Source organism: Paraburkholderia sp. J41 (assembly GCF_905220235.1).
In the GTDB taxonomy this organism is placed as follows: Bacteria; Pseudomonadota; Gammaproteobacteria; order Burkholderiales; family Burkholderiaceae; genus Paraburkholderia.
Genome location: NZ_CAJMZE010000050.1, coordinates 1 through 12,778 on the forward strand (window position 1 = coordinate 1; position 12,778 = coordinate 12,778).

The window sequence follows — 12,778 nt, forward strand, 5'->3', positions numbered from 1 at the left end:
TCGGCGGTCGGCGGTCGGCGGTCGGCGGTCGGCGGTCGGCGGTGGGCGGCGTATCGCGTCGCACGACGGCATGCCGCACCGGCCGCCAGCGCGCCCCGGCCGTCCAGGCGCCGAAGTACAATGCGCACCATGCCCGCCGACCGACTCCACCTGCTCATCCCGTTCGCCCTGCCCTCCGCGGCCATCGCCTCGACCGCGCTCGCGGGCCTCGACTACCCGGCGCTCGCGAAGCTCGTGGCGCGCGCGACGCTCGGCGAACAGGTGATCGGCGAAGATTTCCAGCGCACGCTGCCGCACGAGCGCTGGGTCGCGCGCCAGTTCGGCGTACCCGTCGGCCCGGCGAGTCCCGCCAACGCCGCCGACGACGAAGCGCCACTCGCGCCGTACATGCTGCTCGCCGACGGCGGCGCGCCCGGCGAATCCACGTGGGCCTGCATCCAGCCCGTACACGTGCGCATCGCCCACGATCATCTCGTGCTGATCGACCCGGCCGCGCTCGAACTCGCCGACAGCGACGCCGCCGCGCTTTGCGAAGTCGCGAAACCGCTGTTCGAGGAAATGGGCGTGCGCATGGTCGCGCCCACGCCGCAACGCTGGTACGTGTCGAGCGACGCGTTCGGCACGCTCGCGGGCGCTTCGCCGTTGCGCGCGAGCGGCCGCAACATCGAGATCTGGCTGCCGCACGAGGCGCATTCCGGCCAACGCTCGCGCGCGTGGATGAAAGTGCAGAACGAAGTGCAGATGGCGTGGTTCGAGCATCCCGTCAACGTCGCGCGCGAGGCGCGCGGTCTGCCCGCCGTCAACTCGATCTGGTTCCACGCCCAGGGCGCGCTGCGCGCCGTCGCGAGCCCGTTCGCGCGCGTGCGCTCGGACGCGGCCGCCACGCGCGGCCTCGCGCTCGCCGCCGGAACCGAGGTGGGCGCCGCGCCGCAAACGTGGCAAACGCTGGCCCAAACGCGGCAAACGCCGGCCGATCCGCTGGCCGATTCCCTGGCCAAATCGGGCGAGCGCGCGAGCGGTCCGAGCGCGGCGGGCCCGACGCTCGTCGAACTCGACCCGTTTTCGGCCGCGTTCATCCAGCAGGACTGGGGCCGCTGGAACGCCGCGTTCGCGCAACTCGAGCGCGACTGGTTTTCGCCGGCGCTCGCGGCGCTCGAAGCGGGCGCGCTCGGCGCGCTCGACCTCACGCTGTGCGGCGACACCGGCTCGGTCACGCTGTCCGTCACGCGCGGCGACCTGCGTAAATTCTGGCGACGCCGGCCGTTCGCGTCGCTTTTCATCGAATAAGCCCTCAGCATGACTTCTTTCTTCCGCCGTCCAGCATGACCCGAATCGTCACCCGCGCCTGCTCTCCCGCCGACACCGAAGCGCTCGTGCGCCACGGCCTGCATCCCGTGCTGGCCCGCCTCTACGCCGCGCGCGGCATTTGCCGGCCCGACGAGATCGAAACCGGCCTCGCGCGGCTGCATCCGCCCGCCGGCATGAAGGGCCTCGAAGACGCCGCCGTGCTGCTCGCCGACGCGCTCGAAGCCGAGTGCCGCATGCTGGTGGTCGCCGACTACGACTGCGACGGCGCCACCGCCTGCGCCGTGGCCGTGCGCGGCCTGCGCATGTTCGGCGCGCAGATCGACTATCTCGTGCCCAACCGCTTCGAGTACGGCTACGGCCTCACGCCGGAGATCGTCGCGCTCGCCGCCCAGCGCAAAGGCGGCCCGCCCGACGTGCTGATTACGGTGGACAACGGCATCGCCAGCGTGGAAGGCGTGCAAGCGGCCAACGAACTCGGCATCGAAGTGCTCGTCACCGACCATCATTTGCCCGGCGACACGCTCCCCGACGCGCGCGCCATCGTCAATCCGAACCAGCCGGGCTGCGAGTTTCCGAGCAAGTGCATCGCGGGCGTGGGCGTGATGTTCTATACGCTGCTCGCGCTGCGCGCCGAGTTGCGCAAGCGCGGCGCGTTCGCCGGCGGCAAGCCCGAGCCGCGTCTGGACGGCCTGCTCGATCTGGTCGCGCTCGGCACCGTCGCCGACGTCGTGAAGCTCGACTGCAACAACCGCGTGCTGGTCGCGCAGGGCTTGCAGCGCATTCGCAACGGCCGCATGCAGCCCGGCATCGCCGCCCTCTTTCGCGCCGCCGCCCGCGACGCGAGAAGCGCTTCGGGTTTCGATCTGGGCTTCGCGCTCGGGCCGCGCCTGAACGCGGCGGGCCGGCTTTCCGATATGTCGCTCGGCATCGAATGCCTGACCACCGACGACGTGGGCCGCGCGTGGGAACTCGCGCAGCAGCTCGACGGCATGAACCGCGAACGCCGCGAAATCGAGGCGGGCATGCAACAGCAGGCGCTCGCCGATCTCGCCGACATCGACCCGCAAGGCAAGGCCACGCTCACGCTGTTCAACGAAGGCTGGCATCAGGGCGTGATCGGCATCGTCGCGGGGCGGCTCAAGGAGAAGTTCCACCGCCCGTCCTTCACCTTCGCGCCCGCCGACGACGACGGCGCGCTCGTCAAAGGCTCGGGCCGTTCGATCCCCGGTTTCCATCTGCGCGACGCCGTCGATCTCATCAGCAAGCGGGAGCCGGGGCTGATCCACAAGTTCGGCGGCCACGCGATGGCCGCGGGCATGACGATCGCCGCCGCCGAGGTGCCGCGCTTCGCCGCCGCGTTCGAGCGCGTGGGCCGCGAATGGCTCACGGAAGAAGCGCTCGCGCGCACCGTCGAAACCGACGGCGATCTGGAAGACGCGTGGTTTACGCCCGAATTCGTGGAAATGCTCGACGCGGCGGTGTGGGGCCAGGGCTTCCCGGCGCCCGTGTTCGCGGGCGAATTCGAAGTGGCCTCGCAGGCGCTCGTCAAGGACAAGCATCTCAAGCTGCAACTGCTGCGCGGCCGCCAGCGCTTCAACGCCATCTGGTTCAACCACACCGAGTCGTTGCCGCAGCGCACGACCATCGCGTACCGGCTCGTGCGCGATACGTGGAACGGCGTGTCGCGCGTGCAGCTCGTCGTGGAGCACGCGGTGCACTGAGCGCGCACCGGGCACGGCCCCGGGGCGCGCCGGCACGCGGCCGCGCGCCCTTGATGCAGGGGCAATCGGCTATAATTCAATGTTTTACACGCCGGATCACGATACAAATGGAAGCGGAACGTCTCAACGCGATCGAAGCCCTTTTGGCGGACCTGCGCACGCGCGCGGGCGAGCTACGGGGGTATCTTTGACTACGACGTAAAAGCCCGACGGCTCGTCGAAGTCAACAGCGAACTCGAAGACCCCAACGTCTGGAACGACTCCAAACACGCCCAGGGTCTCGGCAAGGAAAAGAAGTTGCTCGAAGGCGTCGTGCATGTGCTCGACGGCATCGAGAACGACACGCGCGACACGCAGGACCTCTTCGAGATGGCGCGCGAGGAAGGCGACGACGACACGCTCGTTTCCATCGAAGCCGACGCCAAGGCGATCGAAGCGCGCGTCGCCGACGTCGAATTCCGCCGCATGTTCGCGAATCCGGCCGATCCGAACAACGCGTTCATCGACATCCAGGCGGGCGCGGGCGGCACGGAAGCCTGCGACTGGGCGTCCATGCTGCTGCGCCAGTACGTGCGCTATTGCGAGCGCAAGGGCTTCAAGACCGAAGTGCTCGAAGAGTCCGAAGGCGACGTGGCCGGCATCAAGAGCGCGACGATCAAGGTCGAGGGCGAATACGCCTACGGCTTCCTGCGCACCGAAACCGGCATTCACCGCCTCGTGCGCAAGTCGCCGTTCGATTCGTCGGGCGGGCGTCATACGTCGTTCTCGTCGGTGTTCGTGTATCCGGAAATCGACGAATCGTTCGAGATCGAAGTCAATCCGGCCGATCTGCGCATCGACACTTACCGCGCGTCGGGCGCGGGCGGTCAGCACATCAACAAGACCGACTCCGCCGTGCGTATCACGCACATCCCGTCGGGCATCGTCGTGCAGTGCCAGAACGACCGCTCGCAGCACCGCAACCGCGCCGAAGCCATGGCCATGCTCAAATCGCGCCTGTACGAAGCCGAAATGCGCAAGCGTCAGTCGGAGCAGGACAAGCTCGAAGCGGGCAAGTCGGACGTGGGCTGGGGCCACCAGATCCGCTCCTACGTGCTCGACAACAGCCGCATCAAGGACTTGCGCACCAACGTCGAAATCAGCAACACCAAGGCCGTGCTCGACGGCGATCTCGACGACTTCATCAGCGCAAGCCTGAAACAAGGCGTGTAACGCCGCCGGGCGGCCGCCGCCCGCGGCGCGCCGCTGAAACTTCGCGCGCGCCTTTGCGCCGACCGGCACGAAGGCCGTGCGAAGAAGCGCAATCCGCCTGCCGCGCGCACGGCGCGCCGCGTCCCGGCCGCCCTGCCCGGCGCCGCGCCGCACGCGAATAACGAACACGCCGCGAACACCGCAAAGAACCGCGATCAAAGAACACCGACCCATCATGACCGAATCGACCCAGCCGAACGCGCCCAGCAGCGCGCCCGAGATCGACGACAACCAGATCATCGCCGAGCGCCGCGAAAAGCTGCGCGCGCTGCGCGAGGCGGGTGTCGCGTATCCGAACGACTTCCGCCCGACGCACCACGCCGCCGACCTGCAACGCGACTACGCCGACACCGGCAAGGACGCGCTCGAAGCAAATCCGCTCGAAGTCGCGCTCGCCGGCCGCATGATGCTCAAGCGCGTGATGGGCAAGGCGAGCTTCGCGACCGTGCGCGACGGCTCGGGCCAGATCCAGTTCTTCATCACGCCCGCCGACGTGGGCGAAGCGACCTACGACGCGTTCAAGAAATGGGATCTGGGCGATATCGTCGCCGCGAAGGGCGTGCTGTTTCGCACCAACAAGGGCGAGCTTTCGGTGCGCTGCATGGAGCTGCGCCTGCTTTCCAAGGCATTGCGCCCGCTGCCGGACAAGTTCCACGGTCTCGCCGACCAGGAAATGCGTTATCGCCAGCGTTACGTCGATCTGATCGTCACGCCGGAAGCGCGCAAGACGTTCCAGGCGCGCACGGCCGCGATCTCGTCGGTGCGCCGTTTCATGGCCGAGGCCAACTTCATGGAAGTCGAGACGCCGATGCTGCACCCGATTCCGGGCGGCGCGGCGGCCAAGCCGTTCGTCACGCATCACAATGCGCTCGACATGCAGATGTTCATGCGCATCGCGCCCGAGCTGTATCTGAAGCGCCTGATCGTGGGCGGCTTCGAGCGCGTGTTCGAAATCAACCGGAATTTCCGTAACGAAGGCGTTTCGCCGCGTCACAACCCGGAATTCACGATGATGGAGTTCTACGCCGCGTACACCGACTACGCCTGGCTCATGGACTTCACCGAGCAACTGATCCGCCAGGCCGCCATCGACGCGACCGGCAGCGCCGTGCTCTCGTATCAGGGCCGCGAACTCGATCTCTCGAAGCCGTTCCACCGCTTGACGATCGTGCAAGCCATCCAGAAGTACGCGCCGCAATACACGACCGGGCAACTCGCCGACGCCGCGTTCCTGCGCACGGAGCTGAAGAAGTTCGGCGTGGATACGAACCAGCCGGCGTTCCTCAACGCGGGCGTGGGCTCGCTGCAACTCGCGCTGTTCGAGGAGACGGCCGAGTCGCAGCTTTGGGAGCCGACCTACATCATCGACTACCCGGTCGAAGTCTCGCCGCTCGCGCGCGCCTCGGACACGGCGCCGGGCATCACCGAGCGCTTCGAACTCTTCATCACGGGCCGCGAGATCGCCAACGGCTTCTCGGAGCTGAACGACCCCGAAGATCAGGCCGCGCGCTTCAAGAAGCAGGTCGAGCAGAAAGACGCCGGCGACGAGGAAGCGATGTTCTACGACGCGGACTACATTCGTGCGCTCGAATACGGCATGCCCCCGACGGGCGGCTGCGGCATCGGCATCGACCGTCTCATCATGCTGCTGACCGATAGCGCCAGCATTCGCGACGTGATTCTCTTCCCGCACCTGCGTCGCGAAGATTAAGGCTTACGCCCGGCGCTGACGTCGGTTCGCGCCACGAAAAAGGCGCATGCGGTTTCGGCCGCATGCGCCTTTTTTTGTTCTGTCGATAGTTCGACGACCGCTTCCAGCCCCGCCTACAGCCCGCCCCGCTTCCCGTTACACCCCATTTTTTGGCCCATTTCGTTGCTCACGAAATCGGCAAATTTGTAACGCCAGGTAAAATCCGCACGCGTTCCGAGCGTCGCGCTTGGGTATGCGGATTGCGCAACCTTGGAAAACCGCGCCGTGCAATGCTGCGCGAGGATTCGGCCCGTCGAGGGCGGAAATAGAGCACGGCGGGATAGCACGAGTTACATCTTGAAACGCCGTAAGAACCAGATTGGCTCACACTCGAAAGCATCAAAACGCCGACTCTGCAAAAGACGGAGCACATCATGAACACATCTGACACCACGCAAAAACGTCGTCTCCATCCGCTGATCGCCACGGCGGCGGGCGCCGTCATCGTCGCCAGCCTTGCCGCCACGGCGGCCATCACCGGCGTGTTTCCGCACGCTTCGAGCCAGTCGGAGCAAACGTCGCAGGTCCAGACCGGGCAGGCCACGGCGGCCACGAACGCGCCCGGCGCGGTCGTCGATTCGACTCAGCCGACCCAACCCTATGCGCAGAACGCGCCCGCGCCGCAACCGACGCCCGCTCAGGCCGCCGCCGCGCAGCAATACGCCCAGCAGCAACAGCAGCAGCCGCAGCCGCCCGCGCAAGCACAGCAATACGCGCAGGAACCGCAGCCGCAGCAGCCCGCGTGCAGCACCTGCGGCACGGTCGTGGCGGTTTCGGCGGTGCGGCATGAAGGGCACGGCACCGGTATCGGCGCCGTGGGCGGCGCGGTGGCCGGCGGCGTGGTGGGCAACCAGTTCGGCGGCGGCGGCGGCCGCACGGCCATGACGCTGCTCGGCGCGCTCGGCGGCGGTCTGGCCGGCAACTCGGTCGAAAAGCATCTGCGCAGCACCACGAGCTATTCGGTGCGCGTGCATATGGAAAACGGCAAGACGCGCTACTTCACGTATCGCGAGCCGCCGCCGTTCCAGCAGGGCCAGCACGTGCGGATCGAGAACGGCACGCTGGTCGCGGCTTGATTCCCTGCCCGGCTCCCTGCATCGTCGGGTAAAAAGCAAAAAGGCGATTCGCACTCGAGCGAATCGCCTTTTTTTACGTCTGCGCGTGGGTTCGGGCTACGAACCCCTCGCGAGTCAGTACTCCGCTTCGGAGATCCACGCGGCCTGAATCGCCTCGAGAATCTTTTCGTTCGAACGTTCGGGGTCGTCGTCGAAACCCTCCAGCTCGGTGATCCAGCGGTGCAGATCGGTGAAGCGCACATATTGCGGATCGACGTCCGGATGGGTGTCGGTCAACGCGATCGCGACGTCCTGCGTATCGGTCCATTTCATGGCAGCGCGCTCCTCTCAGTGGCTCAGTGGTTTTCCTTCGCGTGGTTGATCGAGTAACGCGGGATCTCGACCACCAGATCGTCGTTTTCGGGCACGAGTGCCTGGCACGACAGCCGCGACGTCGGTTCGAGACCCCACGCCTTGTCCAGCAGATCGTCCTCGTCTTCTTCCGAAGGCGTGAGCGCATCGAAGCCCTCGCGCACGATCACGTGACAGGTCGTGCAGGCGCACGACTTCTCGCATGCGTGCTCGATTTCGATGCCGTGTTCCAGCAGCGCATCGCACACGCTCTCGCCCGGCTTGGCGTCGATGACCGCGCCTTCAGGGCACAGTTCGACATGGGGCAGCACCACGATTTGAGGCATTGTGATTTCCGTATCCAATAACTTTCATACCGGGCGCATGCCCGCCGGTGACGGCGGCATGCGCTCCATTCTACTGGCGTCGCGCGCTTTGCTGCATCGGGAAAGCACGCACGCCCGAACGCGCCGCTCGACGTTGGCACGAGCGGCGCGTCGGCCGTTCATCAACCGATCTCGTCCAGCTTCTTGCCCGCCAACGCGCGCTTGATGCCCTTGTCCATGCGGCGCGCGGCGAATTCGTCGGTGCCTTCGGAAAGCGCTTTGGTCGCGGCTTCGATCGCATCGGTGTCGTCGCTTTGCGCCACGGCGGCCAGCGCCGCGATCAGCGTGTCGAGCTGCGCCCGCTCGGTCGCGTCGAGCAATTCGCCGTCGGCGCCAAGCGCCGCGTGCGTCGCTTCGATCAGGCGCTGCGCTTCGACCTGCGCTTCGCGCAGCGCGCGCGCGCGCATGTCGACTTCGGCGGTCTTGAAGCTGTCTTCGAGCATGCGCGCCACGTCGTCGTCGGCGAGACCGTAGGACGGCTTCACCACCACCGACGCCTCCACGCCCGAGAGCTGCTCGCGCGCGAACACGGATAGCAAACCATCGGCGTCGACCTGATACGTCACGCGAATGCGCGCCGCGCCCGCCGCCATCGGCGGAATGCCGCGCAGCTCGAAACGCGCGAGCGAGCGGCAATCGGCAACGAGTTCGCGCTCGCCTTGCACGACGTGGATGGCCATGGCCGTCTGGCCGTCCTTGAACGTCGTGAAGTCCTGCGCGCGCGCGACCGGAATGGTCGAATTGCGCGGAATGATTTTTTCGACGAGACCGCCCATCGTTTCCACACCGAGCGAAAGCGGAATGACGTCGAGCAGCAGCCAGTCGTCCTCGCCGCCGCGGTTGCCCGCAAGCAGGTCGGCCTGGATCGCGGCGCCGAGCGCGACGACCTGATCGGGGTCCAGATTGGTGAGCGGCGCCTGGCCGAAAAACTGCTCCACGGCGCGGCGAATCACGGGCATGCGCGTCGCGCCGCCCACGAGAACCACGCCCTTCACGTCCTTCGCGGTCACTTTGGCGTCGCGCAGCGCCTTTTTCGTCGGCGTGAGCGTGCGTTGCACGAGCGTTTGCGTGAGCGCCTCGAAACGGGCTTCGTCGATCGTCAGCGCGATGCGCGCGCCGTTCGAGAGCGTGACGTCGATACGCGCTTGCGGCGCCGACGAAAGCGCTTCCTTCGCGTCGCGCGCGTGGTCGAGCACGAGGCGCACGTCCTCGGGCGCGAGCGCGGCACGCGCGACGCCCGCCTGTTCGAGCACGTGGTCGAACAGCGCGTGATCGAAATCGTCGCCGCCGAGCGCGGAGTCGCCGCCCGCCGCGAGCACTTCGAACACGCCCTTGGTGAGCTTGAGAATGGAGAGATCGAACGTGCCGCCGCCGAGGTCGTACACGGCGTAGAGGCCTTCGGCACCGTTGTCGAGGCCGTAGGCGATCGCGGCCGCCGTCGGCTCGTTCAAGAGCCGCAGCACGTTCAGGCCCGCGAGGCGCGCGGCGTCCTTGGTCGCCTGGCGCTGCGCTTCGTCGAAATACGCGGGCACGGTAATCACGGCGCCCACGAGTTCGTCGCCGAGCGTGTCTTCCGCGCGATAACGCAGCGTGGCGAGGATTTCCGCCGAGACTTCGACGGGGCTTTTCACGCCGTCGACCGTCCGGATCTGCACCATGCCCGGCGCGTCGACGAATTCGTAGGGCGCGTTGGCCGCGCCTTCGACTTCGGCCTTGCCGCGGCCCATGAAACGCTTGACGGAGACGATCGTGTTGCGCGGATCGGTGGCCGCCTCCGCCTTGGCCGCGCGGCCGATGCGGCGTCCGCCGTTCGGCAGATAGCGCACGACCGAAGGCAGCAGCACGTCGCCGTGTTCGTCGGGCAGCACGTCGGGCACGCCGCTGCGCACCGCCGCGACCAGCGAATTCGTGGTGCCGAGGTCGATGCCGACCGCGAGCCGCCGCTGATGCGGCGCCGGCGCCATGCCGGGTTCGGAGATTTGCAGTAAGGCCATCTGTCTGATCTGCTGGTTAACTGTGGGCTCGAAGCCCTGGGTCTGGATGGCGACGCGGCCGTCAGCCTTCGAGGCGCTCGATCTGCGTGTCGATCTCGCTCGCCACACGCTCGATGAACATGAGCTGGCGCACGGCTTCGGCGGCGGGCTGATTCGAGCCGCTGCCGAGCAGCGCCGCGAGCTTCGCGAAGCGCACGCGCTCGTCGTCGCGCAGCTCGCCCGCCAGCGCGTCGAGCGCATCGACGTTCTTCGCGCTCACCGCGTCTTCGATCGACTCGCGCCATTCCATTTGCTGCATGAGGAACGCCGGTTCCATCGCCGTATTGTTCTCCGCGCCCACGTCGATGCCGCGCAGGTGCAGCAAATATTTCGCGCGCTCGAGCGGGTCGCGCAGCGTCTGATACGCCTCGTTCGTGCGCGTCGCCCATTGCATGGCGATGCGCTTTTGCGCCTCGCCGGCCGCTGCGAAGCGGTCTGGGTGAACCTGCGCCTGCACCGTGCGGTACGCGTGATCGAGCGCATCGCCGTCGATCTCGAACTGCTCCGGCAGGCCGAACAGCACGAAGTGGCTGTCGGACAGAGAACCGGACAGAGAACCGGACGGCGAACCGGACGGCGCGGCGGGCGTGGAAGGCGTGCTCATGATGAATGGGATTCTGGGGGACGTCGGGCAGCTCGTCTGCGGAGCCATCAAAATCAAAAAGGCGGCACAGGCCGCCTTTTCACCGCTTGTCGCGGGATCAAACGCGGAAGGACTCGCCGCAGCCGCACTCGTCCTTCACATTCGGGTTGTTGAACCGGAAGCCTTCGTTCAGGCCTTCGCGCACGAAGTCGAGCTGCGTGCCGTCGATATAGGCGAGGCTTTTCGGATCGACGACCACCTTCACGCCATGGCTCTCGAACACGTTGTCCTCGGCCGCGAGGTCATCGACGTATTCGAGCTTGTACGCGAGGCCCGAGCAGCCCGTCGTACGCACGCCGAGGCGCAGGCCCACGCCCTTGCCGCGACGGGTCAGGTACTTCTGCACGTGCTGTGCCGCTTTTTCAGTCAACGTAATTGCCATAGCGTCTTCGCCGCGCTCCGTCGCGCGCGGGACCGGCCAATCGCCTTCCCCGCGCCACGGCGCAACCCTGCTGCATCCAAAATCGTTAATCCCGCGGCGCTGCCGGTCAGAACCGGATCAGCGCCCACCTGCGGCTCCTGCTCAAGCCGCGTCGGCCTTCGCTTCCGTCGTGTGACGCTGACGATAGTCGGCGACCGCTGCCTTGATCGCGTCTTCCGCCAGGATCGAGCAGTGGATCTTCACCGGCGGCAGCGCCAGTTCCTCGGCGATCTGCGTATTCTTGATCGAAAGCGCCTGGTCGAGCGTCTTGCCCTTGACCCATTCGGTCACGAGCGAGCTCGACGCGATCGCCGAACCGCAGCCGTAGGTCTTGAACTTGGCGTCTTCGATCACGCCGTCCGCGCCCACGCGAATCTGAAGTTTCATCACGTCGCCGCAAGCCGGCGCGCCGACCATGCCGGTGCCGACGGTGTCGTCGTCCTTCGAGAACGAACCGACGTTACGCGGGTTTTCGTAGTGGTCCAGAACCTTGTCGCTGTATGCCATGATCACACTCCTTCAATTCGTTGGCCGCGCTGCATTGCGTTTTGCGCTGCGGCCGGGTCGATGTTCGTTGCGCGCTTCGCGAAATCCGTGCCGCTCAATGCGCCGCCCACTGGATGGTCGACAGGTCGACGCCATCCTGATGCATTTCCCACAGCGGCGACAGCTCGCGCAGCTTGGCGATCTTCGTCTTCAGCAGGTTGATGACGTAATCCACGTCCTGCTCGGTCGTGAAGCGGCCCACCGTGAAGCGGATCGAGCTGTGCGCGAGTTCGTCGTTGCGGCCGAGCGCGCGCAGCACGTACGACGGTTCGAGCGACGCCGACGTGCAGGCCGAACCCGACGACACGGCCACGTCCTTCACCGCCATGATCAGCGACTCGCCTTCGACGAAGTTGAAGCTGATGTTCAGGTTGTGCGGCACGCGCCGTTCCATGTCGCCGTTCACGTAGGTCTCCTCGATTTCCGACAGACCCTTGAGCAGGCGGTCGCGCAGCATGCGCACGCGCTCGTTTTCCGTGGCCATTTCTTCGCGGGCGATGCGGAACGCCTCGCCCATGCCGACGATCTGGTGAGTGGCCAGCGTGCCCGAACGCATGCCGCGCTCGTGGCCGCCGCCGTGCATCTGCGCTTCGATGCGAACGCGCGGCTTGCGACGCACGTACAGCGCGCCGATGCCCTTCGGGCCGTAGGTCTTGTGCGCCGAGAACGACATCAGGTCGACCTTGAGCTTTTGCAGGTCGATGGGCGCCTTGCCCGTCGATTGCGCGGCGTCGACGTGAAACACGATGCCCTTTTCGCGGCAGATTTCGCCGATCGTCTCGATGTCCTGAATCACGCCGATCTCGTTGTTCACGTGCATCACGGAAACGAGGATCGTGTCGGGGCGCAAGGCGGCCTTGAACGCTTCGAGGTCGATCAGGCCGTCGTCCTTGACGTCGAGATAGGTGACTTCGTAGCCTTCGCGCTCGAGTTCGCGGCAGGTGTCGAGCACGGCCTTGTGCTCGGTCTTCACCGTGATGATGTGCTTGCCCTTGCTCTTGTAGAAGTGCGCGGCGCCCTTGATCGCGAGGTTGTCCGATTCGGTCGCGCCGGAGGTCCAGATGATTTCGCGCGGATCGGCGTTGACGAGCGCCGCGACGTTTTCGCGCGCTTGCTCGACCGCACGTTCCGCGTCCCAGCCGTAGGCATGGCTGCGCGACGCCGGATTGCCGAACTGCTCGCGCAGATACGGAATCATCTTGTCCACCACGCGCGGATCGACCGGCGTCGTCGCGCTGTAATCCATGTAGATGGGCAGGTGGGGAATGTCGTTATTCATCTATCGCTCCGAAAATCTGTGTGCTGCGCTGTAC

At 66.4% G+C, this 12,778-nt stretch carries 12 protein-coding genes; 5 read left to right on the plus strand and 7 right to left on the minus strand.

Features of this window, described 5'->3' with window-relative positions; genetic code table 11:
• The first annotated feature begins 129 nt into the window (after positions 1 to 129).
• The 5 genes from U5805_RS29520 to U5805_RS29540 all read left to right on the plus strand — a co-directional run bounded on the left by U5805_RS29520 (position 130) and on the right by U5805_RS29540 (position 7,106).
• Entirely contained in the window at positions 130 to 1,287 is a 1,158-nt protein-coding gene (locus U5805_RS29520; RefSeq protein WP_415914689.1) for a regulator, read from the plus strand.
• A 35-nt stretch (positions 1,288 to 1,322) separates the two neighbouring features.
• Positions 1,323 to 3,029: a single-stranded-DNA-specific exonuclease RecJ gene (recJ, locus tag U5805_RS29525; RefSeq protein ID WP_322107027.1), complete on the plus strand. Its 1,707-nt coding sequence runs from the start codon at positions 1,323 to 1,325 to the stop codon at positions 3,027 to 3,029.
• 183 nt (positions 3,030 to 3,212) lie between these two features.
• Positions 3,213 to 4,241 (plus strand): peptide chain release factor 2, encoded by a 1,029-nt coding sequence (prfB, locus tag U5805_RS29530; protein WP_322107052.1) that lies wholly within the window; start codon positions 3,213 to 3,215, stop codon positions 4,239 to 4,241.
• 214 nt (positions 4,242 to 4,455) lie between these two features.
• Positions 4,456 to 5,991 (plus strand): lysine--tRNA ligase, encoded by a 1,536-nt coding sequence (gene lysS, locus U5805_RS29535; RefSeq protein ID WP_322107028.1) that lies wholly within the window; start codon positions 4,456 to 4,458, stop codon positions 5,989 to 5,991.
• A 413-nt stretch (positions 5,992 to 6,404) separates the two neighbouring features.
• Positions 6,405 to 7,106: a glycine zipper 2TM domain-containing protein gene (locus U5805_RS29540; RefSeq protein WP_322107029.1), complete on the plus strand. Its 702-nt coding sequence runs from the start codon at positions 6,405 to 6,407 to the stop codon at positions 7,104 to 7,106.
• Between the two features lie 114 nt (positions 7,107 to 7,220).
• On the opposite strand, the gene iscX is transcribed toward U5805_RS29540, so the two are convergent.
• The 7 genes from iscX to U5805_RS29575 form a co-directional block, all read right to left on the minus strand.
• Positions 7,221 to 7,418: a Fe-S cluster assembly protein IscX gene (iscX, locus tag U5805_RS29545; protein ID WP_322107030.1), complete on the minus strand. Its 198-nt coding sequence runs from the start codon at positions 7,416 to 7,418 to the stop codon at positions 7,221 to 7,223.
• A gap of 23 nt (positions 7,419 to 7,441) precedes the next feature.
• Positions 7,442 to 7,783 (minus strand): ISC system 2Fe-2S type ferredoxin, encoded by a 342-nt coding sequence (gene fdx / locus U5805_RS29550; protein WP_322107031.1) that lies wholly within the window; start codon positions 7,781 to 7,783, stop codon positions 7,442 to 7,444.
• A gap of 161 nt (positions 7,784 to 7,944) precedes the next feature.
• Positions 7,945 to 9,816 carry a Fe-S protein assembly chaperone HscA gene (gene hscA, locus U5805_RS29555; protein ID WP_322107032.1) on the minus strand — a complete coding sequence of 624 codons (1,872 nt, stop codon included), beginning with the start codon at positions 9,814 to 9,816 and terminating at the stop codon, positions 7,945 to 7,947.
• A gap of 61 nt (positions 9,817 to 9,877) precedes the next feature.
• Positions 9,878 to 10,459 carry a Fe-S protein assembly co-chaperone HscB gene (gene hscB, locus U5805_RS29560; RefSeq protein ID WP_322107033.1) on the minus strand — a complete coding sequence of 194 codons (582 nt, stop codon included), beginning with the start codon at positions 10,457 to 10,459 and terminating at the stop codon, positions 9,878 to 9,880.
• 97 nt (positions 10,460 to 10,556) lie between these two features.
• The gene (iscA, locus tag U5805_RS29565) at positions 10,557 to 10,880 is read right to left on the minus strand and encodes an iron-sulfur cluster assembly protein IscA (RefSeq protein WP_322107034.1); all 324 of its coding nucleotides are present in this window, start codon (positions 10,878 to 10,880) and stop codon (positions 10,557 to 10,559) included.
• Between the two features lie 141 nt (positions 10,881 to 11,021).
• A complete protein-coding gene (gene iscU / locus U5805_RS29570; RefSeq protein ID WP_112172911.1) occupies positions 11,022 to 11,426 on the minus strand; it encodes a Fe-S cluster assembly scaffold IscU in 405 nt (134 codons plus the stop codon).
• Between the two features lie 94 nt (positions 11,427 to 11,520).
• Positions 11,521 to 12,744, minus strand: coding sequence for an IscS subfamily cysteine desulfurase (locus U5805_RS29575; RefSeq protein ID WP_322107035.1), 1,224 nt, complete (start codon positions 12,742 to 12,744; stop codon positions 11,521 to 11,523).
• Between the last annotated feature and the right edge of the window lie 34 nt (positions 12,745 to 12,778).